At 43.4% G+C, this 23,765-nt stretch carries 23 protein-coding genes and 1 riboswitch; of the genes, 8 read left to right on the top strand and 15 right to left on the bottom strand.

Going from position 1 to position 23,765, the window contains the following annotated elements:
- Nucleotides 1-52: 52 nt before the first annotated feature.
- On the top strand, nt 53-949 hold the full coding sequence (locus L4D79_RS05215; protein WP_428648304.1) for a 6-pyruvoyl trahydropterin synthase family protein: 897 nt from the start codon (nt 53-55) through the stop codon (nt 947-949).
- Nucleotides 950-1,008: 59 nt separating this feature from the next.
- Here L4D79_RS05215 and L4D79_RS05210 read toward each other — a convergent pair whose 3' ends face one another.
- The 4 genes from L4D79_RS05210 to L4D79_RS05195 form a co-directional block, all read right to left on the bottom strand.
- Nucleotides 1,009-2,535: a phospholipase D family protein gene (locus L4D79_RS05210; protein ID WP_428648303.1), complete on the bottom strand. Its 1,527-nt coding sequence runs from the start codon at nt 2,533-2,535 to the stop codon at nt 1,009-1,011.
- 237 nt (nt 2,536-2,772) lie between these two features.
- A complete protein-coding gene (locus L4D79_RS05205) occupies nt 2,773-3,339 on the bottom strand; it encodes a cytochrome c3 family protein (protein WP_428648301.1) in 567 nt (188 codons plus the stop codon).
- Nucleotides 3,340-3,347: 8 nt separating this feature from the next.
- The gene (locus L4D79_RS05200) at nt 3,348-3,746 is read right to left on the bottom strand and encodes a cytochrome c3 family protein (RefSeq protein ID WP_428648299.1); all 399 of its coding nucleotides are present in this window, start codon (nt 3,744-3,746) and stop codon (nt 3,348-3,350) included.
- A 53-nt stretch (nt 3,747-3,799) separates the two neighbouring features.
- The gene (locus tag L4D79_RS05195) at nt 3,800-5,395 is read right to left on the bottom strand and encodes an FAD-dependent oxidoreductase (RefSeq protein WP_428648298.1); all 1,596 of its coding nucleotides are present in this window, start codon (nt 5,393-5,395) and stop codon (nt 3,800-3,802) included.
- A 194-nt stretch (nt 5,396-5,589) separates the two neighbouring features.
- Between L4D79_RS05195 and L4D79_RS05190 the strand changes: the two genes are divergently transcribed.
- A complete protein-coding gene (locus L4D79_RS05190; protein WP_428648295.1) occupies nt 5,590-7,356 on the top strand; it encodes a sensor histidine kinase in 1,767 nt (588 codons plus the stop codon).
- Nucleotides 7,357-7,358: 2 nt separating this feature from the next.
- Nucleotides 7,359-7,970 (top strand): response regulator transcription factor, encoded by a 612-nt coding sequence (locus L4D79_RS05185; protein WP_428648292.1) that lies wholly within the window; start codon nt 7,359-7,361, stop codon nt 7,968-7,970.
- A gap of 473 nt (nt 7,971-8,443) precedes the next feature.
- Here the strand turns inward: L4D79_RS05185 and L4D79_RS05180 are convergent, their stop codons facing one another.
- A complete protein-coding gene (locus L4D79_RS05180) occupies nt 8,444-9,031 on the bottom strand; it encodes a LysE family translocator (protein ID WP_428648289.1) in 588 nt (195 codons plus the stop codon).
- A 110-nt stretch (nt 9,032-9,141) separates the two neighbouring features.
- On the opposite strand from L4D79_RS05180, the gene L4D79_RS05175 reads away from it, so the two are divergent.
- A complete protein-coding gene (locus tag L4D79_RS05175; RefSeq protein ID WP_428648286.1) occupies nt 9,142-9,585 on the top strand; it encodes an Lrp/AsnC family transcriptional regulator in 444 nt (147 codons plus the stop codon).
- A 42-nt stretch (nt 9,586-9,627) separates the two neighbouring features.
- Here L4D79_RS05175 and L4D79_RS05170 read toward each other — a convergent pair whose 3' ends face one another.
- The 4 genes from L4D79_RS05170 to L4D79_RS05155 form a co-directional block, all read right to left on the bottom strand.
- Nucleotides 9,628-10,386, bottom strand: coding sequence for a DUF2076 domain-containing protein (locus tag L4D79_RS05170; RefSeq protein WP_428648284.1), 759 nt, complete (start codon nt 10,384-10,386; stop codon nt 9,628-9,630).
- A gap of 174 nt (nt 10,387-10,560) precedes the next feature.
- Complete coding sequence (locus L4D79_RS05165; protein WP_428648281.1) at nt 10,561-11,130, bottom strand: YceI family protein; 570 nt, start codon at nt 11,128-11,130, stop codon at nt 10,561-10,563.
- Nucleotides 11,131-11,667, bottom strand: a complete 537-nt coding sequence (locus L4D79_RS05160) for a cytochrome b (RefSeq protein ID WP_428648278.1) — start codon at nt 11,665-11,667, stop codon at nt 11,131-11,133.
- Nucleotides 11,668-11,873: 206 nt separating this feature from the next.
- The gene (locus L4D79_RS05155) at nt 11,874-12,608 is read right to left on the bottom strand and encodes an HAD family hydrolase (protein WP_428648276.1); all 735 of its coding nucleotides are present in this window, start codon (nt 12,606-12,608) and stop codon (nt 11,874-11,876) included.
- A gap of 349 nt (nt 12,609-12,957) precedes the next feature.
- Here L4D79_RS05155 and L4D79_RS05150 point away from each other — a divergent pair, with 349 nt between their 5' ends.
- Nucleotides 12,958-13,845 carry a PA4780 family RIO1-like protein kinase gene (locus tag L4D79_RS05150; RefSeq protein ID WP_428648273.1) on the top strand — a complete coding sequence of 296 codons (888 nt, stop codon included), beginning with the start codon at nt 12,958-12,960 and terminating at the stop codon, nt 13,843-13,845.
- A 212-nt stretch (nt 13,846-14,057) separates the two neighbouring features.
- On the opposite strand, the gene L4D79_RS05145 is transcribed toward L4D79_RS05150, so the two are convergent.
- Nucleotides 14,058-15,587, bottom strand: coding sequence for an aryl-sulfate sulfotransferase (locus tag L4D79_RS05145; RefSeq protein ID WP_428648270.1), 1,530 nt, complete (start codon nt 15,585-15,587; stop codon nt 14,058-14,060).
- Between the two features lie 440 nt (nt 15,588-16,027).
- Nucleotides 16,028-16,318, bottom strand: a complete 291-nt coding sequence (locus L4D79_RS05140; protein ID WP_428648268.1) for a putative quinol monooxygenase — start codon at nt 16,316-16,318, stop codon at nt 16,028-16,030.
- Nucleotides 16,319-16,632: 314 nt separating this feature from the next.
- On the opposite strand from L4D79_RS05140, the gene L4D79_RS05135 reads away from it, so the two are divergent.
- The gene (locus tag L4D79_RS05135) at nt 16,633-17,484 is read left to right on the top strand and encodes a GNAT family N-acetyltransferase (protein ID WP_428648265.1); all 852 of its coding nucleotides are present in this window, start codon (nt 16,633-16,635) and stop codon (nt 17,482-17,484) included.
- 80 nt (nt 17,485-17,564) lie between these two features.
- Here the strand turns inward: L4D79_RS05135 and L4D79_RS05130 are convergent, their stop codons facing one another.
- Together L4D79_RS05130 and L4D79_RS05125 are read right to left on the bottom strand one after the other, a co-directional pair.
- The gene (locus L4D79_RS05130; protein ID WP_428648262.1) at nt 17,565-18,578 is read right to left on the bottom strand and encodes a GGGtGRT protein; all 1,014 of its coding nucleotides are present in this window, start codon (nt 18,576-18,578) and stop codon (nt 17,565-17,567) included.
- An 85-nt stretch (nt 18,579-18,663) separates the two neighbouring features.
- Entirely contained in the window at nt 18,664-19,356 is a 693-nt protein-coding gene (locus L4D79_RS05125) for an iron-sulfur cluster assembly scaffold protein (protein WP_428648259.1), read from the bottom strand.
- A gap of 131 nt (nt 19,357-19,487) precedes the next feature.
- A riboswitch (Fluoride riboswitch) is annotated at nt 19,488-19,551 on the bottom strand.
- Between the two features lie 270 nt (nt 19,552-19,821).
- On the opposite strand from L4D79_RS05125, the gene L4D79_RS05120 reads away from it, so the two are divergent.
- Both L4D79_RS05120 and L4D79_RS05115 read left to right on the top strand, forming a co-directional pair.
- The gene (locus L4D79_RS05120) at nt 19,822-20,238 is read left to right on the top strand and encodes a hypothetical protein (protein WP_428648256.1); all 417 of its coding nucleotides are present in this window, start codon (nt 19,822-19,824) and stop codon (nt 20,236-20,238) included.
- 258 nt (nt 20,239-20,496) lie between these two features.
- Complete coding sequence (locus L4D79_RS05115) at nt 20,497-21,174, top strand: hypothetical protein (RefSeq protein WP_428648253.1); 678 nt, start codon at nt 20,497-20,499, stop codon at nt 21,172-21,174.
- Nucleotides 21,175-21,234: 60 nt separating this feature from the next.
- Here the strand turns inward: L4D79_RS05115 and L4D79_RS05110 are convergent, their stop codons facing one another.
- The gene (locus L4D79_RS05110; protein ID WP_428651710.1) at nt 21,235-22,737 is read right to left on the bottom strand and encodes a GntP family permease; all 1,503 of its coding nucleotides are present in this window, start codon (nt 22,735-22,737) and stop codon (nt 21,235-21,237) included.
- Nucleotides 22,737-23,705: a D-erythronate dehydrogenase gene (gene denD / locus L4D79_RS05105; protein ID WP_428648250.1), complete on the bottom strand. Its 969-nt coding sequence runs from the start codon at nt 23,703-23,705 to the stop codon at nt 22,737-22,739. The genes L4D79_RS05110 and denD overlap by 1 nt, the downstream gene beginning before the upstream one ends.
- Nucleotides 23,706-23,765: the final 60 nt, after the last annotated feature.

Below are 23,765 nucleotides of genomic sequence, written 5' to 3'. Positions count from 1 at the left end.
ATATAGCTGCGTATAATGCCATGCCGCAACCAGAATCAGTAAGGACTTCAGTTTGAAGCTATTTGTTAGAGATCTTACCGTCATCGATTCCTCTTACCTTTGCCAGCATCGAGGTATGGTAGGCGAGAGTTGGATCCTCGATGTGGTAATGTCGGGCGAGTTGAATGAAATGAGCATGGTGCTTGATTTCAGCCGGGTAAAAAAACAAATCAAACAGATTGTTGATGAATACGTTGATCACCGATTGATTGTCCCGAGCCAAAGCGACGCAATTCGTATAGCCGCAACCACACCAGGCTATGCCACTGTTGATTTGTTGCGTGGAGACAAAAGCCTTCATCTGCACTGCCCTGAGCAGGCTTATTGCTTGATCGAAGACAGTGAAGTCACTATCGAGTCTGTCACCCGCCATATCTACAAAGTGTTAGAAGGTAAGTTACCTGAGAATGTTCAGGGGTTGGAGATAACACTTCGCCATGAGCCGATCTCGGGACCTTTCTATCACTATAGCCATGGTTTGAAAAAGCATGACGGCAATTGTCAGCGAATTGCACATGGCCACCGCTCTCCGGTTGAGCTACTGATCGACGGGCAGCGTAATCTGGCGCTAGAGCAACAGTGGGCGCAGCGCTGGCAAGATATTTACCTTGGCAGTACAGAGGATGAATGTACGTTGGCAGAGCTTAATCTGAGCCCGTTTGCCGCAGAGGTGAATGAGCAGAGTCATCATGCATTTCGCTATACAGCACCTCAGGGTGAGTTTGAGCTAGCGATTGCTAGAAATGATGTTGAGATGATTGAAACCGATACAACGGTAGAGCTACTTGCGCAGTACATTGCTGAGCAAGTGAGCGAGTCTGTTGAAGTTGGCTCAAATGTTGACGTTATTGCCTATGAAGGTGTTGGTAAAGGCGCAATTGCATCAGCGACTGGTCGAATGAACGCATAGCGGTCAACTTTCTTTAGTAAAAAGCCCCATTAACCTAAGTGTTGATGGGGCTTTTTCATTTATAGTTGATTTTCTATCGGCAATATTCCAGCAAACCAAGCTGAGAACCGTAACCAAATGCTGGCATCAGGTTCCGAACGGGTAATGGCTCCGCTAAGGTCATTATGCCACTCCAGCTCCTCGTTTTCGTTTAATGCTAGCCGATATGTATTTTTGCGCAGATTGCGATCGAATTCTTGATAAACGAGTTCGCCAAATTCTTCCGACTCGATCAAAATGCCCATTTCCGTATTAAGAAAGGCTGAACGAGGATCAAAGTTAAATGAACCGACAAAGAGATCTTTACGGTCGATTATGAAGGTTTTCGCGTGCAAACTGGTTCGTGAGCTACCTAACCATGAGCGCTTCTTTTTCAAACTAGGATCAACTTTTACCTCATATAACTTTACCCCTCCGGCGAGGAGCGGTTCTCTGTATTTTGCATACCAACCATGAACGGCAAAGACATCATTTGATGCAAGGGAGTTGGTAATAATTGTCACATCAATACCCTCTTCCACAGCTTTAATTAATGAGTTCGCGCCTTGTTCGGTAGGTACGAAATAAGGGGAAATGAGCAGTAATTCATCATTGGTTTGCGCAAGAATCGCACCGAGCTGGTGGAGCATAAGGTCGGTATTTTCTGGTGAGTAAATCTTTGACGGCAAATCATAATGTACTTCAGCCTTGCCCCAGAAAAAATCTAACGATTCATCCTTTATGTGCTGGGTCAGGGGGAGCTCAGCAAATGATTTGATGTATTTTGAGTTTTTGAAGTCTCGTTTAAGGTCATTTTCCCACTTTTCAATGTCAGCATCGGTTGGTTTGCTTGCTTGGCGGACGAGTGATTCGATGGGGGTCGACGGTTTACTGTTCCAATACAGGTCAAATTGTTCGGAGACTTTTGGGACGGTATCGCCAAGCATTAGGATATCAAAATCACCAAAATCAACAGAGCCGTTAGCGGCAAAGTACTCATCGCCAATATTTCGCCCCCCAGTAATGACGAAGGCATTATCAGCAATTAGCGCTTTATTGTGCATTCTGCGATTCATGCGGTCAAAATCACTGACAAAATCAAATACACGAGCAACTCGATTTTCAAATGGGTTGAATAGGCGAATCTTGATGTTTGGGTGGCTTGTAAGTTGTGCCATTGATTTATCATTGCGTGACTGCATATCGTCGAGCAATATTCGTACACGCACCCCACGCTCAGCGGCTTGGTAGAGAGCATAAGTCATCAATGAGCTGGTACTATCATCCCGATAGATGTAGTACTGCAGGTCAATACTGTGTTCAGCACCATAGATAAGCGCTAAGCGTGCCAAAAATGCTTCCTGCCCATCGCCTAGCGGATAAAAGCCAGTCAATGCAGAGTGTTTGTTGATATAGGGAAGCGCTTGGCCTGCAAGCTGTGTCTGTGAGTCAAAAGGGATCGTATAACTGGGAACTTTCTCTGCCGTGGGCGTGGAAGAGCAACCAATAAAAGAAAAAAAGCTAACTAAGAGAGCTAGGTAACGAAAAAAAACAAACAAGTAAGCCATGGGGGGTAGGGCTGATTCCTTTCTACATGATGTGTGAAATTTTAATTGGCGTGGCTTATGTTGACAATTAAAAATTACTCATTTGGGCTATTTGTCGGTATTTAGCTAACGAAGCTTACAAATAATGCGCGAGCATGGGGTTAGGAAACATACGAGATGGTAGACGTATGCTTGCCGGTTCAATAGATTAAGTAAGGCCACCAAAACGTTAAGTGTTGACGGCCTTTGGTTAGTGATCTATTCAGACTCAAAATCGTATTCTGGATAACGTTTGTTTAGCTCACTTCTTAACATACCGTTATGGCCAACAGTGACATGACATGAAACACACTGAATAGGGTCGCCTTGCTCTAACTGGGCTTTATAATGTGCGTGTGTTTGTAAGGACTTTGGATTCTTAGCGTCTGTTTTGTCGAGTAATTTCTGGTGACACTCCAAGCAGCCACTATCAAAAACAAACCTTTCCCGCTCGTGACGACGAGCTATCCAGTCAATTTTATCTGTATCGGTAAAGTTTTCGACAAGCACGTCATTTATGCCGTGTTTGGTCTTATCTAGCATGTAAGCAAATACCGAATCTTGAGGTAAGTGGCAGTCGACACATTGGGCAACAAAACCATGTTCGTTCTGGCCACCATGCACATCGAGTTCGAAGGTTTTGGCCATCGGTTTCATTGAGTGGCAAGCCCCGCAGAACTCAGCACCTGCTGTACTGTGCGTAATTTCAGCGGTAATAAGGCTAGCACCGGTACCAAGTGTTCCACCAATGACGAGTAAAAGTACAATAAACCATTTTTTATTCATAAAAACTCCTATGGTACCTTACCCATCCATGATGTGGTTTTGTGGCAGTCAGAACATAAGTTTGTTGACGGTTCGTGTTCTGAGTGGCACTCATAGCAATCAAGAGAGTATCCGTCATGAAATGAGTTATGCGGGTTGGTGTGGTTCTTATCCATAAACTGAAGCCTATCCGCCACCTTTTTCGCGCTACCGTGACAAGATAGGCAATTTTCGGTTTCTAGTGGCTCGTATTCCTCAGGGTCATTCCCTTGATGGCACATCACGCACTCAAACTTTAACGCTTTGTGGTGAGGTTTTAAGGTGTATTCATCGGCTAATGACGTCCAGTCTGGCTCGTCGCTGGCGTATAATCCCGGTACAACTGACATCAGTAATAGCGTCAATATAGAAAGTAATACGTATTTCATAAGCAAGAATTCTTGTCTAAATGAAGGGTGGTTCGCACCACCCGGAATAGGATTTATACCCAAGGTGTTGCTTTTGCAGCGTTTTCACCTGCGACCATACCGAATGTTCCACAATCAATCGTTGAACAAGCAGTCAGGCGGATATAGCCATATGTACCTGCGGATGCTTCACCACAAACAAATGCGCCTTCAATGGGGTCACCTGTAACGACATCGACAGCTTCAGCATTCGGGGTGATCATTGCTCCGCCCTGCGCATAGTTATAACGAGGGTTTAACTGCATGGCGTAATATGGCGCCTGCGAGATTGAGGTTGCACCTTTCAGAACACTTTTGGGCTTATGAAATTCGTCCTGATCTTGTTCCATATTTGCATTATATTTATCGATATTTGCCTGCAACAGATTGATATCCATTTTGAAGTTGTCGGCAAGTGCTTGCAGAGACTCGAACTTCCAAATCGTACCGTTAATGCCGTTTTTACCATCCATAGACAGGTGTAAACGCTGCTGGTCGTGATAATGTTCGGCCCCTTTTTGGTCGTAAATCAGTACAGTATGTTCGCCGTCAATATGGCGTCGCTCCTCCAGAATAGCCATACCAATGGCTTGGCGATCATTGTTGTTGTACTCATCAACAAACCTTTCACCAGTACGTGGGTTAACGAGAATACCCCAGCGAATATCTTCAGTTGGAATTGGGAATGCAAAGCGGAATAGCGTCATATGAATGGGTTTAAAGCCCGCGTTGACCATGGCTTTAATTGCGCCTGCAGTTGCACCTGGCTGTGTTGTTGAGGCGGCGTTGTACATGGCACCCACTTCGTCGCCACGAAATTTGCGGTCTTGGTTATAGCCACCCGTTGCCATGACTAAGCCGCGTTTCACCTTGTAGTATTTCACCTTACCTGATTTGTTAATCGCAGGGTTGTCGTTATCGCCGAGATCATCATGCTTACGGCTGAAGCGATATTTTTCGCGGACCTTTACTCCAATCACACGTCCTTCGTCGTTACGTAGGATTTCGTCAAGCTGAATCTTTTTGCGAATCTCTACATTGGCTAGGTTAGTTGCGCAGTAGTTCTGCAATTTTCTGATCACTTCAGTACCGCCGCCTTTAGGCCAAACACAGCGAGGTTTAGAGTGACCGCCAAGTTTTTTAACGCCAGTACCATCACCTATCGACATGTCATATTCAACGCCATGATCTTTAAGGAAGTTATATAGCTTTAGTGTTCCTTTAGCCGCTACTTCAGTGAGTTCTCTATGGTTATAGCCTTTGGCCTCGCGTTCGATGTCTTTGAGTAGTAATTGCCATGAATCATCGGTTACGCCAGTATTTTTTTGTAAGTCAGAACCGACGACGGCCATATTGAGGCCAGAGATCAGTGATGAGCCACCTAGGCGTGACATTTTGTCGGCGACAACAACTTTCGCGTCTGGGGTGGTTTCAGCGGCTCGAATAGCGGCAATCATCCCAGCCATTCCTGAACCGACAACCAATACATCCATTTCCTCATCCCACTGAATATCATTAGGGTTGGTTGCGGCATAAGCTGCGGATGAAAGCCCAAGGGCTGAAACGGGGGCTATTGCTGCGGCACCTAACCCCATTTTCAAGAACTGACGGCGTGAATTATTTTCAGACATACTTGTTGCTCCCTATATACAAATGTGTTTCATATTCTCAATTTCCTTGTTGGACATTTTCTAAGGGAACAGGCTATTACCTCTATAGTGGTAAACCGCAGTTTTCCGCTATGATTGATCTGAGACAAAAAAGCTATTTATCAATATGAGACGCTAGACACAGATTTGACATGTGTCGTAGTAGGGCGAATTCATTGAAAATAAAGCACCTGATTTTTTTGTTGAGTTTACTGGCTAGTTTCTCGAGCTTGGCAGAGCAGAAGTTAGTGAGGATCGGTGTGCTTGCGTTCAATGGGCCGGCTTATACATTGGCGCGTTGGCAGCCCACGATTGACTATCTCAATGCGGCTTTATCTGAGTACCATTTTGTTATTGTACCCGCAGACATTCCGACTTTAGATAGCTTGGTGGAAGGTGGTCTTGTCGATTTCACGCTTACCAATGGGGTTCACTTTTTAATCTATAAATACAACAACCAAGCAGTGAAAATGCTTAACCTCAACCCTTTCCATGGTGAAGCTAAGCATGCGATCGGTTCTGCATTAATTGGGCGGGTCGATGAGCCAGATATATTAAGTCTAAAGCAACTTAGAGGCCGTTCTATTATTTCAGTTAGTGATAAAGCCTTTGGTGGTTTTAGGGTTATGCTGAGAGAGTTCATGGAGGAGGGGATTGGGAAGGGTGACCTCAAAAAGCTGACATTTATTGGCTATCCACAGCAGAAATTACTAACAAAAGTTCTGAACAAAGAGGCTGATTTTGCAATCGCTCCCACTTGTTTGTTAGAAAGGAAAATTAGAGATGGAACCATACCCGCTAATAGTCTGAAAGTCATTCGCAAGCAGGTGCCGGAGTCTAATTTCGCTTGCCAAACGTCGAGTAAACTTTATCCGAACTGGACACTGGCACGGATGAAGCATGTTCCAGCAGATTATGCCAACCATATAGCCAGAATCTTGTTAACCATACCTCCTGCCAGTGAAATTGCGGTAGCGGGTCGTTACGGTGGGTGGTCGGTCCCCATTGATGACAGTGCAATTTACCAATTAATGGATGACATTAGGGTGAGTATTCAGCCGTCATACCTTACAAGGTTGTGGGTGCAGTATCGTGGCTGGGTATTAATATCAATTGGTTTATTACTGCTGTTTTTTGGCTATCATTTTAGAGTTAACTATTTGGTTCATATCCGCTCAGCTCAACTTCGTAATGAGATTGAACAGCATGAGCGAACTGCACAGCTGCTTGAAAAAGAAACGGATCAACTCTACAAAGCACAACGCATTTTATTAGGAGGGGAATTAGCATCGGGTGTTGCGCATGAACTTAACCAACCTTTGATGGCTATTGGTTCTTATGTATCAGGCTGTAAAAAAAGATTAGCTCGTTCTGAGTTGGGCCAGCAACAGCTTATTGAAGTGTTGGATAAAATTGAACAGCAAACACGAAATGCTAGCCAAATCATTCAGCGGATGCGTAACTTTATGAAAGTGCATAATAACGAAATCGAATGTTATTCAATTAAAACATTACTTAGCAAAACAATACTCATTTTCCAACATACATTTAAGCAGCATAAGATTAAATTGGAGATGAATGATAAAGATACCTCTGTTTATATCGATCCGGTACTTATTCAGCAGGTATTTGTTAATTTAATTCAAAATAGTATTGATGCCCTAAAAGATAACCCAATTGACGAGAGAGTGATATCGATTATTACTGATCACGATGAAAGCCATTTAACAATAGCATTTTCTGATAACGGTTGTGGTATTTCAGATGAGCAACTAAAACAGCTATATATGCCTTTTCATAGTAGTAAAGATGCAGGCTTAGGGCTTGGAATGGTGATATGTAAACGAATCATTGAGGCACATAATGGTTCAATTGAAGCCAAACAGCAAACACGAGGTACCCATTTTTTGATTACTTTACCTAGAAACTTAGCAAAGGATTGATTATGCAATGCACTATATACTTAGTTGATGACGATGCGGCTATCTTGGATTCTGTATGTTGGCTGCTGGAAGGAGAGGGCTTTGATGTTAAAACCTATAATAGTGCAGAGAACTTTTTAGGCAGCGTAGATATCGAGCAGCCAGGTGTGATTTTGTTGGATATAAACATGCCGGGTATTGATGGGTTAGAGCTGCAAAAAAGACTCGCTGAGAAAGAGAGTAATTTTGTTATTGTTTTTTTGACAGGCCATGCAAGCGTTGAAATTACCAAAACCGCCTTTAAGAGAGGGGCAAATGACTTATTACAAAAGCCGGTCAATGGAGAAGAGTTGTGCTGTGCGATTGCTCAAGCGCAGGACCTGGCTATCAGCCTCTCTTCATCAAAGCAAGCGACTGCCGATTTAGAAGCGCGAGTTGCTTTGTTAACTGAAAGAGAAAAGGAGTTAGTGCCTCTTATTATCCAAGGAAAGCCAAATAAAGTGATTGCTGATGAGCTTTGCATTGCGTTGCGTACCGTTGAGATCCATCGACATAATCTGTTTAAGAAGATGGGGGTCACATCAGGAATTCAACTGGCTTTTGAAGGACAAGGAATACTTGGTTTACTCAATTAAGCCATAAAATTGGTTAATTGATCGTACTCTTTCGATTAGATTTATGCTTCGTTATCGTTGATGGTTTTGCGGGTTACATCACAGATTGTTGCTTTGTATAAAGCTCTGAAACCATATCAATTTTTTATCCTATTGGTCAGGTTGGGGTCTGCATGTGTGGGTTTATTCTGCAATCTGTTATTAATTCGTGATAAGTATCTGTCGCGGGCGGTAGGTCTTGGATTGAAAACGAGTAAAGAGTATTTCATTGCATATTAATTTACGTATATTGGAGTTAAGTCCATTAATCACAAAAGATTAACAAGTGTTGAAGGACGATGACTTAGACCGTGGTATGTAATTTTTAAATGGAGTTAATGTTATGGCTAAACGTGTATCAAACAAACGTATTAAAGAAATTTTAGATAATGCAAAAGCGAAAAAATAATCCTTAATAGCCTCCTTCACGGAGGCTTTTTCTATTCTGCATACCGTTACAATACCTGAAACAATGATGCGAGTAGCAACCCCGCCATTCCATAATTAAACCATTTCATTTTTTCTGGCTGTTGGATAATTGATTGCAGCTGTTTGCCTGCAAAGGTCCAAATACTGACTGACGGTACGTTGACAATAGCAAAGACAATGGCGATAAGTGCAATGCCTGTCCAATCTGCGGAAGTGTTGTAGATACTGACTGTTGAGATCGCCATTGTCCACCCTTTGGGGTTTACCCACTGAAAGCAGGCCGCAGAAAAGAATGACATAGGTTGGTAATCATTTTGCTCTGAATTGGCCGGTTTACTACGTGCGATCAAAAAGGCAAGGTAGACAAGATAACCGATGCTGATAACTTGTAATACTTGGTGCAATATCGGATAGCTTTGAAAAATGCCGACTAAACCTATTCCAATTAAAATCACCATAAAGCTAAACCCAAAGATAATGCCCATCATGTGCGGAATCGTACGCCAAAAACCTACGTTGGCCCCAGACGTCATTAACATAATGTTGTTTGGTCCGGGTGTAACAGTAGAGACAAAGGCGAATGCCACAAGGGCGGCGAAGTGGTGGTAATCCATAATATTTTCCGGTGGTCTGTTTTCGATTAATCTGTATATTAATGAAAGAACGGGGGCATTTTGTGCCTATCTTTGCTTATAGATTTAATTAATCACAATGAAGTTGCGCTATGGATAAGTTTGACGAAAGAATATTGCAGGAGCTTAAGCGTGATGGTCGGTTGACCAATGTTGAGCTGTCTCAACGGGTAGGCCTGTCTGCTTCCGCCACACTCAGGCGGGTTCAGGAGCTTGAACGAAAGAAAATCATTTCAGGGTATAAAGCGATATTGAACCACACAAAAATGGGTGTTGGGTTTATCGCTTATGTGAGTGTTGGACTGTCCAATCACAGCAAGAAATCACAATTGGATTTCGAGTCTCATATCGAGCTAGCGAAGGACGTTGTGGAGTGTCATAACATAACAGGCGCGAGCGAGTATTTATTACGAGTTGAAACCGCGGACTTAAATGCTTATAAGCGGTTTCATGCGGATGTATTAGGTGAGATCCCGCAAGTGAACGCCATTACCACCATGGTGGTGATGGATACACCGAAAGATGAAAGAGGCTAAGAAAAAGGGCACTGAGAGTGCCCTTAAGCATGGATGTGGTTGTTATTCGTCGCCACCGAAATCGTCACCACCGCCAAAGAAGCTATCATCGCTGCCAAAGCCATTGTTGGCTAGTGTGTCATCGAAGCCTGTATTTTCAAAACCATTGCTTTCAAAGCCGTCACTGCCAAAACCAGCATCACCAAAGCCGCTATCATCTAAACCGCCGCCTAGGCCATCGGTACCAAAGCCACCAGTACTGTCCGTATAGTCTGACGCAAAGCTCGAAGAGTCATCTAAGAAACCACCGCTGCTTTCCTCTGCACCAGAGTTGGCTAGTGCGTCTTCTGATGGCATTTCATCTGTTGTCGCATTTTCTGCCGCGGGATCAGTTGCCGCCATGGCATCTGCTGCTGGGTCGTCGTTATTGAACAGCATATTACTGATCATATTACCCGCAACCATCCCGACGGCAACACTAGCGGCAGTCTGCATAAAGCTACCAAACGCACTTGGTTGATGGCTTGGTTGAGGTGGTTGAGGGGCTGGACGGTTGCCGCCCATCATTTTGCTTAATGTGCCGCGGTTAGCTTCTGTTTTGTGGTGATCGACACATTTTTCAAGGTATTCATTCTTTTGCTTGAGCTCTTTCAGCGCCATTTCTTGCACAAGAACAGCTTGGGTAAGCTTGTAGATAGCATCATCCTGAGAGCCAATCTCGTTGTTGATCAAGCTTTCTGCGTCTGAGTCCTTAGATTTATTTGGGCTCTGCTTCAGCTTATTGGCGACATTTTGGATCAGCTCTTTTTCTTGTGGTGTCATGATTTACCTTCTCATTGAGTAGCACATTATTATGCTTTGTTTTTATGACCTTCATCCTAGCCTATGGTTCCTGTTTCAATCTGTAACCATGGGTAAATATTATTGTTGATTGATTGATATTCATACAAAAAATCCGGCGGGGAGCCGGATTTTGCAATTAACTGACACTCAATATTATTGGCGAACGCCTTCAACATGCAGTTCGATATCTGCGTAGCTCGATGAGCCCATGACCTGGATACCAAAATCAGCTAATTCAATGCGCGTTTTTCCCGTAAAGCCAGCACGGTAGCCACCCCATGGATCGTCACCTTCACCGATGAACTTAGCATCAATCGCTAATGGTTTCGTTTGGCCGTGTAGGGTCAAATCACCAAAAATCGTCATTTCACCGTTGCCTTTTGGTTCGACTTTGGTTGAGGTAAAAGTTGCGGTAGAAAACTTACCGGCGTCAATGAAGTCATCGCTACGTAGGTGCTTGTCACGTTCTGCATGGTTAGTGTCAAGGCTGGTAGTATCTACATTAACTGCTACTTTAGAAGCAGACAAATTTTTAGGATCGTAGCTAAAAGTACCGTCAAAGGTATTGAAGCGCCCTTTAATAAAGCTGTAGCCAAGGTGTTCGACTTTAAAGTTGATTGATGCATGGGCACCTTTAGTGTCGATGGCGTAGTCTGCTGCTTGTGCAATTCCAGAAACTGAAGCCGCAGCCATAAGTCCCATGGCGATGATGTGCTTTTTCATTTACTTTACTCCCAACATTTTTTTTAGGGTGTTGTCTTTATTTATAAAGTGGTGCTTGAGTGCCGCCAAGGCATGCAAGCTCGCAAGTCCTATTAGGACGAAGGCGAGGTAGTAATGAACCTCTCCTGCAATATCTGCTTGATTAGGGAATAGCTCTCCCACTGAAGGCACTGCAAACCAGTCAAATACTTCGATGGCACGACCGTCAGCGGTAGAGATCAGATAACCTGAAATAAAAAGGCCGATCAGTAAGATATAAATCAGACTATGGGCCATTTTAGCCGCCGCAATTTCCCAGGCATCTCCTTCAATGGAAGGCTGCTTTTTTATGTGTTTCCACACCAGTCTAAAGAGAGTCAAAGCAGCCAAGCAGATACCGACCGACTTATGCCAGTGGGGGACAGGCTTGTACCACTGAGAATAATAGTTAAGATCAACCATCCATAGCCCTACCGCGAACAAGCCGATGACGGTGATTGCTGTTAGCCAGTGGATGATGATGGATAAACCATCATATGTTTTTCTTTCCTTGCTCATCTTTCTCTACCCTATGTCACTTATAGGAATATTGTAGACATCACTGTCAGGAACATAAGTACTAACAGTTGAACAACAACATCAATTTATTTGAATAACATGCGAGAGTGGAGAGTCTTGTATAGGGAAAGAGTATGAGGGGGAGTCATCAGATAGAGATTAAAGCCATTGTTAATAAATAAGACAATGGCTTCAAAAGGAATAAATCAGCGAAGAATGTTATTATCGTGACGCCAGTCCATAATGGTCCATTCGTTCATCTGCGCATGCAATGCCAGAGCGGGATCAGGGTTTACAGCAAAGGGGCGATCGACGGCATCAAGCAAAGGCAAGTCGTTGATTGAGTCGCTGTATCCATAGCTGCCTTTGAAGGCGGTATCTTGCTGGTCAAGCCAAGCTTTCATCCTGATCACCTTTCCGTATTGATAACTGAGCGTACCTGTCGTCTTTCCAGTGAACTTACCATCGATCTGTTCAAGATTTATTGCAATGGCATCATCGGCACCTAGCAGGTGGGCAATAGGTTTTACTAGGTGCTCACCTGTTGCGGAAATAATCAAAATCTTATCGCCTCGGCGTTTGTGCCACTGAATTCGGTCAACGGCATCTTGGTAAAGGGCTGGTTTGATGTGGCACTCAATAAATTCATCCACCAACTCTGTAATCGTCGAGCCATCCAACCCTATCATGGGCTTCAACGTTGCCTGCATATAGGCATTCATATCCATCTGACCTTTGGCATACGCTTCCATCATTTCTTTCTCATCAACCAGAAGAGTCGAGGGGGCTACACCTTTATCAACAAGATAGGCGCTCCACAGGCTGGCTGAATCAGCAGCAATCAATGTTTCATCAAGATCGAAAATAGCAAGGTAAGGCGTGACATTACTTGTGTGGGTATGGCTTGCAAGTCGATTGGTTTCAGGGTTATTGGTTGTCAAACTTCTTTCCTATTATCATTATTTGTTTAAATCATTATCTACTGGCGTTCGCTCAGTTTCGATAGAGACTATGCAAGGGTTATGACAGCTAGTTTTCAACTCTGTGTACTTTTTAAGTCAGGCTTTGCATGTATCTCACATGAAATCCTTTCCGGGTGAATGGGGCTGAGTACAACAAGTTCCCAAGGGGCGAGTTTACTTGGCCGCTATGTGGTGTTAGCGTTTTTTGTTTTAGCGTAACTAGATCTGCAAATCGCTGCCTGCCTATCAACCAAGTAATTCTCGCTGAATTAAGCATCTTGAAGTTACTTGGGTTACATCTATTGGCTAACTAAGGTATAACAATGCCATGAAAATACCGAAGAGAATACAGCCTTTAGTTGACGATGGTTTGGTCGACGAGGTGAAAAGCCAATTAATGAGTGGCAAAGAAGCCTCAGTGTACATAGTACGCTGTGGCGATACGATCCGTTGCGCTAAGGTGTACAAAGAGACAACGCAACGCAGCTTCAAGAAAGCAGCGGCCTATCGAGAAGGTCGCAAGGTGCGCAATAGTCGCCGCGCACGTGCTATGGAGAAAGGTTCTGGCTTTGGTCGTGAGCAGCAGGAAAAAGTGTGGCAAAGCGCAGAGGTAGACGCTTTGTATAAGCTAGCTGCTGCTGGAGTCAGGGTACCCGAACCTTTTGGCTGTTTTGACGGTGTACTGTTAATGGAATTGGTCACCGATGAAGAAGGCTATGTGGCTCCAAGGCTGAACGATGTGGTTATGTCAGCTGAGCAAGCGCGTGAAGATCATCAAACTATGATGACCTACGTGGTAAAAATGCTGTGCGTTGGTCTAATTCATGGTGATCTGTCTGAGTTTAATGTGCTGGTTGATGAAAAAGGCCCTGTAATTATCGATTTACCGCAAGCCGTAGACGCCTCCGCCAATAACAATGCTGAGTGGATGTTGGCACGCGATATCAACAATATACGCGATTATTACAGCCAGTTTGCCCCCGAGTTGCTAAGCACTGAGTACGCCAAGGAAATTTGGGCCTTGTTTGAGAAAGGTGACTTAACCCCTGAGAGTGAATTAACGGGTAACTTTGAACAAAATGATACTGAGGCTGATATTGCAATCATAATGCAAGAAATTGATGCCGCCCGTGACGAAGAGCGATATAGAAGGGAACGAATTAGAGAAGCAAAAGAAGGTGTAGACGAAAGCAAATTTAACTGGGCTGAGAGCTAACAAGGTTCGGTGTTGCTTTTGCCTCAACGTTTAGTCGGTCGCACTTTTGAAACCCAACGCGAATATTCGCACGTTAAATTATGTTGAAAGGCAGTTTGAAAGCTGCCTAACAAACAGTCAGATGTTATCTTCGTCACTGTTAATTACGAGGGTCCTGATCTTAAGTTGAAGTAAACCCAGACATATACTGGGTGTACTTACATTATGAATGGCTAGTTAAAAGATACGTTACTTAAGTCAACAATATCACTATTCCATGTTCGGCAAGGTCTTCCTTGTGTATCCACTCCAGCATGTTCAAATTCAAATATTAGATTATTGCCTTCATCTATACCTTGGATAACAGTTCTGGTTGGGTTGTCATTGAGCCTATCCACTGCAGCATAGGTAATCAGATAACTAGAGCCTTCTTTGTATACGCTAGAGCAAATGTCACTTTGAAGGCCAGCATCATAGCTCCATTCTAGATTGGCTAATAATTGTGGCTCATCAATGGAGTAAGCCATCGTTAAACTGGTTGGCAGAGTATCACCAACAGGAGCGCCATCCGGTTGATTAAAACTACGTTGACCGTTATTAAAAAACATTAAATTACCGCCTACAATAGATAGAGAATGTTGACCAATAGGCTTTGTGCCATTTGCAGATATAGAGAGTGGTTGAAGTGAAGGAAAGCTAACATACCAATGCTTAGTTTCATCCCCAAAAAGCCATTTTATTTCTTTGGTATCATAATCGACTTTGATGATGAAATTCTCACGGCTGGATGCAATAATACTATTATCTCGTTCATCATAAATAGCTGAGTTCATGTGAAACCAGTCGATTTCAGTTATGACGAATGTACTGGGATCATCCCCCTCCGATAACATGTGGTTTCTGACAATTTCTTCAAAATCCCATTCACTTATGATGTTACCATCTCTATCCACTTCAATAACAATTGCTTCTATAACTCTGGATCCGTTTTTATCAGCATCGATGTTTAATAAATAACCAGATTTTCCAAAAGTGGTTTCATGGTGCGGGGTGATATTTGAAAGACTATTTGAAACTATATTTGTTTCAGTTATCGTCCCGTCTAGAGAAAGAAACACTAAGCCATTATTATCTTGAATTATGAACTTATTGTGTTCGAATACTGCTGCTCGATAGTTACCGGTCGGTGTATTGGCTACCCAGCGGACATTGCCATCGATGTCTATAATGACAGGCCCCTGGTTAGTACTTGACTCTAGGTGAATGTAGTTATAGGAAGGTTTTTGACTGGCTACACGTTGGTTAACTTTTATATCGTCGTAAATCGAATTTTCATCTATGTAACCCTCTGCGCGAATTGTTTTTGATATTTTCGCTATAGAATCATCTGAGAAAACAATATTTAATTGAACTTCGTTATCATAATTGTTATAGAGACCAAAAACAGGGAATTCAGTATTTTCAGCTGATGTAGTAATGCTATTTCCGGTAAAAGAGGCCTTGATTGGTTCTGAAAAAGTGTTTGGTTTAGGCTCAATTTCAAAAGAAATGCTGCTGATTAGATCACGGTGTGCAGGGATCGAAAGGTTAGTGATAAAAACGGATTGATTTTGATCGTTTTCAACAATGTCATCTGCAGTGAGGCTTAGGTCTGCAGCGATATTAGGTGGTTCTACTGTATCAATTTCGGATATTGATGTGTCATCATCATCATGACAACCCAATAGAATAAATGTAAATAGTAAGTGAGTTGTTTTTTTCATATGCGATCACCTTATTGTAAGTTCTTGGAAGGTATGCAATATAAAAAGAATAGCATTTCAGAATTGATTTATTTTTAATTTTATTGCTTTTGTTATTAGTATTATTTTGTTTTTATTTAAGCGGTAGTTAATGTTGTTTTTTATATGGAAAATTTATTTATCATTGATATTTTGCTTTTAATATGATTTTTTATTATAAGTCCATTWGTCTTTAATGATTATTTTATCCTGATTTAGTTGGATAGTTGATAAAGTACCAAAAGTCATTAAGTTATAAAAGAGTAGCAATTAATGGTCGACCGTTAGCCTGGGCGAGAAAGGATGATTCAAGCATTAACGACATGCCATGTTTAAAAAGGCGCTAAATTGATTCGAAGTGGGCATATAAAGATCACCATTAGCGCAAGTACCAATGGTGACTAATGAGTACTTTGACCGGGTTAATCGATCTGTGACATTTCGTTTAAGATAAATTGCTCTATGCAGCCTTCGGTTGCTGCCATGTAGTCGGCAAGGTGTTGATTTCCCATATGTTGCTGCCATAGCTCGCGAGATATCCAGTTTTCAAAGAACAGAAAGTGTGCCGGGTTTTCGTTGTCTTGATGAAGGTCGTAGTTGATACAACCTTCTTCGGCACGTGTGGTATCAATAAGCTTCACTAATTCTGCTTTTACAAGGTCAATTTTGTCTTCTTTAGCAATGATGTTGGCTACGATGGTTAGCTTGCTCATGCGTCTTCCTCTGTTCAAAACGGTGTCTGGATTGTTGATGTAGTGAATAGTAGATGGTGTTTATGTATCTTAAAACGGGTCTGTCTTTGAATTATTTTCAAACATTATTTGATAATGAGCACTGGTTTTATCGTAACGACTCACTGTGCTGAGCGATAAAAGATGGAGAACAGTGGTATTTTGGATGATGAGTCTACTTGAATGAGATAGAGCATAGTTGCGAGGAGGTTAGCAATAAAGCGCTTAAGCGAGCAGTGTCAGCGAAGAATAATCTACCATTAACCTATGCTAATGGGATACAGGAGTGCGCCGCGATGACCGGTGATAATTATAAAATACAGGTAATGTCAAAGCTGGACTTAGCACGGGCTATCGACTGGGCCGCTGCAGAAGGTTGGAATCCAGGGCTGCATGATATTGAGTCCTTTTATGCCGCAGACCCGAGTGGTTTCTTAGTGGGTTACCTCGGTGACGACCCCATAGCATCAATTTCTGTCGTGAAGTATGACGATAGCTACGGCTTTCTGGGTTTCTATATTGTCAAACCAGAGTATCGAGGAAAGGGCTATGGCTTTGAATTATGGAAGGCCGGTTTAGCCTATCTAGATGGCTGTAATGTGGGTTTGGACGGTGTCGTCGAGCAGCAAGACAACTATAAGCAATCTGGATTTAAACTTGCTTATGGCAATATTCGTTTTGAAGGGTTTGGCGGTGGGGTCGAGCCCGAGGGCATTGGCTTGGTTGATTTAGCCGGATTGCCACTGAGTGAAGTGCTTGAGTATGATAGTACGTTTTTCCCTGCGGACAGGCAGCGTTTTTTGCAACAATGGATTAAACAAACCGATTCATCCGCACTGGGTATTATGCAAGCGGGTCGGCTGGTGGGATATGGTGTAATTCGACCATGTCGCAATGGGTTCAAAATTGGGCCACTGTTTGCGGATGATGCGTTACTTGCAGAAGAGTTATTTCTCGCCTTGAGAGCAAAAGTAGCACCGAGTGATAATATTTACCTCGACGTACCGGAAATCAACTTGCCAGGTGTTGTCTTGGCTGAAAAATATAATATGGAACCCGTCTTTACCACTGCGCGTATGTACACAGGTGATATCCCTGCTATTTCGGTCAGCCGCACTTATGGTGTAACAACCTTCGAGCTTGGATAGATGCTGCAAAAGGTCTATTTGCCCAACTTGTAAGGTATTTCAAAACTGGGCAAATAGGTCTATTACATCCACTAGATATTTTAGTTAGCTATTGATTTCATCGCTTGTTCAATGGCAACAGCGACCGCAACAGTGGCTCCTACCATAGGGTTGTTCCCCATGCCAATTAACCCCATCATTTCAACGTGGGCAGGTACAGAGGATGAGCCAGCAAACTGCGCATCGCTGTGCATTCTTCCCATAGTGTCTGTCATGCCATATGAGGCTGGCCCCGCAGCCACATTATCCGGATGCAGAGTGCGCCCGGTGCCACCACCAGAAGCGACAGAGAAGTAAGGTTGGCTTTGCTCTAGTCGCTCTTTCTTATATGTGCCAGCGACAGGGTGCTGGAAGCGGGTTGGGTTGGTTGAGTTACCGGTAATGGATATATCGACGTTCTCATGGTGCATGATAGCGACGCCTTCTTGTACATCATCGGCACCATAACAATTTATCTCGCCGCGAGGTCCTTGAGAGAAACGACGTTCAGAGGCAATATCTAAAGCCCCAGTATCGTAGTCATACTGGGTTTGGACATAGTTGAAGCCATTAATGCGAGAGATTAAATATGCAGCGTCTTTGCCCAAGCCATTTAAGAYCACTCGAAGAGGCTGTTGACGGACTTTGTTGGCATTGAGGGCGATTTTAATCGCCCCTTCGGCAGCGGCATAAGATTCATGGCCAGCAAGGAAGCAGAAGCACTGGGTTTGTTCACTCAACAGGCGAGCAGCAAGTTTTCCGTGCCCCAAGCCAACTTGGCGTTGTTCCGCAACAGAACCCGGGATGCAGAACGCCTGTAAACCTTCTCCAATATGTTCTGCGGCCCGCGCGGCATTTTGGCTTTCCTCTTTTAATGCGATGGCTGCGCCAAGTACGTAGGCCCAAGCGGCATTTTCAAACGCGATGGGTTGGGTTTCTTTGACGATATCGTATGGGTTAACGTTATGCTCTTTACAGAAGCGAAAGGCGTCTTCTAATGAACTGAATCCGTACTGCTCAAGTAGAGGCTGGACTTGGTTGATGCGGCGATCATAGTTTTCGAATAAAGCAGCCATAATGATGTCCTCGGAGTTTTGTTAATGCTTTGGCTTTAAATTTATAGTGACACTGTCACTCTTCGTGCTAATACAGAGACAACAATTATTGATGGCGAGGGTCTATCGTTTTGACCGCCTCATCAAAACGGCCGTATTGACCCGTTGCTAGTTGCATTGCCTCTTCGGCAGGAGTCCCCTTACCGATTAACTCCATCATTTTTCCAATATTAACAAAACGATAGCCGATGATTTCATCGTTTTCGTCAAGGGCTAGCAGGGTCACATAGCCTTCGGCCATTTCCATATATCGAGGGCCTTTGGCGCGAGTGCCATAGTGTGTGCCCACTTGACTGCGAAGTCCTTTACCTAGATCTTCAAGCCCGGCACCAACTGGTAAACCATCTAGAGAAAACGCCGTTTGGGTGCGGCCATACACATATTGCAAAAAGATCTCGCGCATTGCGACGTTGATGGCATCACATACAAGGTCGGTATTCAGTGCTTCAAGAATGGTTTTCCCCGTGATGAGCTCAGAGGCCATTGCCGCGGAATGGGTCATGCCCGAGCAGCCAATTGTTTCAATGAGCGCTTCTTCGATGATGCCATCTTTGACATTGAGGGTGAGTTTGGCTGCACCTTGCTGTGGAGCACAGGTACCTACGCCGTGACTGACACCAGAAATGGCGATGACATCTTTAGGGTGCACCCAACGGCCTTCGACAGGGATAGGGGATGACGCATGCTGTGGTCCCCTTTGAATTGGGCACATGTTTTGAATTTCGCTTGAATATTGCATATTTCTTGCTCACTGCTAACGGTTAAACGCTTGAGCAAAGAATGGAGGAGGAGTGATAAACACTAACAACATAGGTCTAGGACTATGCACAACATAGTTATCCTAGGCAATACCTCGGCCATTCATTGCCGTTGTTGTTAGACGCCATCATCCCAAAAGGGCAGTTAAAGGAGGGTCATCATCTCCCATCAACAAGAGTCTCTCGTTGATGGGATTACTATACGCTTCTGGTGATGAATTGAACGATCTTAATTACCAATCCTAGTTTTCATTTTTGGTTAGCTATTTTTACAATAGTGAAATGTAAACGGATTTTTCGATGTTTACTAACAGATCAATGAGTTAATTAATATCATTAATATCTTCGTGGTTTTTGACTGTCCGCTTGACGTAATTTTACAGAAATCGAACATTGTTTTTCATTGGGGGAGGTAATCTAGCGCCATAAAAGAGTGGAGTATAACCATGAAATTACAAATTAGAGCGGAATCAAAGCAATCAACAGTGGCAATAAAGCCTTGGAAAAAAACAATCGTTACCAGTATGGTCGCTGTAGCTATTATGTCTTTTGGCTTAGCTACACCTAGTGTGGCAGAAGCGAAAGGGCATAAGCATGGGCATCACCACCACAAGCACCATAAACATAAACACTATAAACACAAGCATCACAAACACCATGTTGTAGTTGTGAAGAAAAAGCCTAAAAAACATAAGAAGGTTGTGGTAGTACATAAGTACCCTAAGCACCGCCATTACCACCGTAGTCGCCTACCAGAAATTGCTACATTTGCAGTTATCGCTGGTGCTACCTATGCAATTATTGATAATCATTATTACAAACGTCGTGGTGATGGTTATGAGTATGTGACTAAGCCAAGATAAATAAGATAGGAGCCCTGACCCTCAGGGCTTCTTGGACTAGAATGGATTTTAAACGGTGTTCATAATTTTTTAGAGTGTGTTAACAACATTTTGTTTTTAATCTGTTATAGTCCACCCATCAAGCATTGAATTGCTCGCTATGTATAACCACTCGCTAAGAGTTGTGTTAGATAGCAAGGATAACAAAAATTTCGCCCATAAATCGAACGGTGTTTTATTGTGGGTGATGAAGAATAACTTTAAATTATTGGTGAAAGGATGAAAAAAATAGCGTTAATGGCTGTTGCTTCGATGTTCCTTTATGGTTGTGTAAACTCAAATGTTGATGAGCCTTCTTCTGTGATCCCTGTTGATCTGAAGAAGAGCGACTTGCTGCAAGTCCTGAGTGAGAAAGCGACAACGGATGTATTGGATATCCAGTACCTGCTTTCAGAAGCTGAGATGAACAATGAAGATATGGTTGAATTTAAAGAACAGCTAATTTTAGCGCTAGGGCAGGAGCAAATTAACAATAGCTTTATCTCGCAAGCTGAAATTGAGAATCTTTCAGCTATCGCGAAAGAAAAGCCTGATAACTGCTACGTTAAAGAAAATTATGAATACTATAGCCCTCAGTTGCAGGAGGATGTCATTTTCGTGGTAGAACACATGCGCTTGTGTTGGAAGGGTGATTATGTGGCATTAGATACCAGTATTGGCGATTATCAGATAGATGTTAAATATGGCGATACGGTGATGACAACGACACGCGACGCGTCTTATTACCATAGTTCTATCAAAGTTGGCGCTCACTCTTATGCTTCTCGTTCAGTCGGTAAGCTAACGTTGACCGAAGATGCACTGTCGTTTGAAACGCCAGCGGGAATGACTTATGACGTCGATAAGAAAGGTGTTGTAACCCGCAGTGATATTGGGTTGATTGGCGTTATTCATTAACCAGTGTTAGAAAAGGGAGGCGAAATGCCTCCCTATTCAGTATTGAACAGCTTTTACGCTTTATGAATTTGACGGTGCCAAGTTCTCACTATTCTTCTTCTCATATGACTTTATGAACAGATAACATCCACCAAGTACCAACAGTGGTAGCAATGGATCGATGAGAGAACCTTGAGAGCCGAATGCAAGGTTCAATACCATGACAAGAGTTCCACCTATAGCCCAAGCAATGGTTGTTGGAATGGTCCAGATAACAAGCTGCTTCTTGACTTCAGTGACCCCCATCAAGCGATTGACAATGTGGAACAAGGAGTCATTGAAGTAGCCTGCAAATAAGCTCCCCATGGTAGCTGCGGTTGCGGCGAAGAGTAGATTAACGTCCGGGATCTCCACCAGTACAGGTGCTGAAATAGAAGCCGCTGTGATCATAGAGACTGTTCCGCTACCTTGGATAATACGTACCAGCGTCGCAATAATGAATGGGATCATTACTGGCGATATCGGCAACGATGCAACTTGGTTGGCGATTTCAGCACCAGCCCCAGTTTCACGAAGTACAGCACCTAGTGCACCACCGGCACCTGTTACCAGTAAGATAATCCCACAGGTTGAAATCCCTTCTTCCATCTTGTCTGTTACATGCTCCTTACTTAGGTGATCACCTAATGTGTAAATAGCAAGTAATGTTGCAATTGAAAGAGCGATAACAGGACTACCGACGAAATCAATAAACTGGCCAATGACGCTTTGTGAGAGCCCTTCAAAGCCGAAATTACTTTCAAATAAAGCCATTAGAGATTTAAACAGGATCAGAACGATTGGAACAACAATTGGTGAAATTGAGCGAATTAGTGAAGGTAGATTTTTCTCTTCCTTGCTGGTCAGATAGTCTTTGTGATCTAGCTCAAGCTGTGCGCTAGATTTATTTAATTGTTCAACAGGTATGAATTCTGGGAAGTGCTTTTCAAGCCAGCGTGCGTACCAAACGATGCCAATGATACAAGGTGCTGCTACGGCAAGGCCTAAACCTAACATTGAAGCCAAATCAACACCGAAAATACTAGCGACACCCAGCGGACCTGGTGTTGGTGGGATAGCATGGTGCGCGACCACAAGGCCACCAGCAAGTGCAACAGTTAAGGTTAGAATTGAACGCTGGGACGTTTTCGATAAAGACTTAGCGATAGGGTAAAGGATAATCAGTGCGCTATCGACAAATACTGGGATAGACACGATATAGCCCGTAACAGCCAACGCCGTTTCTTCTTTCTTTTTACCGAGCCATTTTATGAAGTGGTAGGCAATGGATTCACCGGCGCCTGTTGTTTCTAAAATGGCGCCCATCATCACACCGAGGCCGATAACAATACCAATACTACCCAAGGTGCCACCAAAGCCTGCACTAATGGTCGACATAGTATCATTGACACTCAGCCCGCCGATAATACCGGCAATACACGCAGCAGCAATCATAGCGATAAGTACGTGTACTTTTGTTCGAAGCACTAGATATACCAGAACAGCAACGGCAATAATCAAGCCGATGACAGAAGTAGGAAGAATCATGATGTGGCCTCCGCTTGTTTTTGCTCTGAATGAATAAAGTGGGTGAGAACGTCAGTGAAGCTGCTGTCTGCTACAAAGCCCAAGCTAAGTTCGATATCGTTGTTGATGCTCTGTGGCCAACTGCTGACAATTCGATCGATCTGTAGATCGATATCAAACGAAATGTAATCAGATAAGTCCTTACCTGTTATCGCATTCATTGTTGCGATCATCTCTGACGGGGTGACTTGGATTCCCGGTAGGTTAAGCGTACGGAAACTAAGCTTGGCGAGTTTGTCTGCTGTAATGAGGCCGGCTTTTAGGATGTTTTCAACCACTTTATTTGGGCTAGAGATCCATAGTTTCAAGTTCGGGTCGACAGGGCAATTTGACTCTAGACCATTGAGTGGTTCTCGAATAATTCCACTGACAAATGAACTCGCGGCTTTATTAGGTTTTCCTGGTCGAATACAGATAGTTGGTAGTCTGACTGTTACTGCGTCGACATAACCTTTGCGAGAATAATCATTTACTAACAGCTCACCAATGGCTTTCTGGGTGCCATAACTTGATACTGGCTGCATGGCAGTCATTGGAAGTATTTCGTCTGGGAGTTTGCCCCCGAACACGGCGAGTGAGCTTGAGAAAACAAATCGGATATCAGGGTTGGTATGGCGGCATTTTTCAAGCAGTAATTGGGTGATGTTTAAGTTAACTGACATTCCGAGATCAAAGTCTGCCTCGGCATGGCTAGAAACAATCGCGGCCAAGTGAAAAACGTGTGTCACGTCATTGGTGATGATTTTGTCGATATTCTGTGGAAGGGTCATATCTATATTGATAGATTCGACCCTGGAATCACTGCCAGTTAACCGAGATTCTTGGATGTCGACAAGGGTGACTTTTTTAACATCATTGTTTTTAAGCAGAGATTCGGCAAGTAGGGTACCGATAAATCCAGCTCCGCCAGTAATCACTATATTCATTTTCATTCCCTGTTTTTTATTCACGTCGTTAGCATGGGTAGCCAATAAGTGGCTACCGAT

Origin of the sequence: Photobacterium satsumensis (assembly GCF_050336935.1) — a bacterium.
GTDB classification, from domain to species: domain Bacteria; phylum Pseudomonadota; class Gammaproteobacteria; order Enterobacterales; family Vibrionaceae; genus Photobacterium; species Photobacterium satsumensis.
Note: the sequence above shows the minus strand (reverse complement) of the source record. Positions and strands in the feature narration are given on the sequence as shown.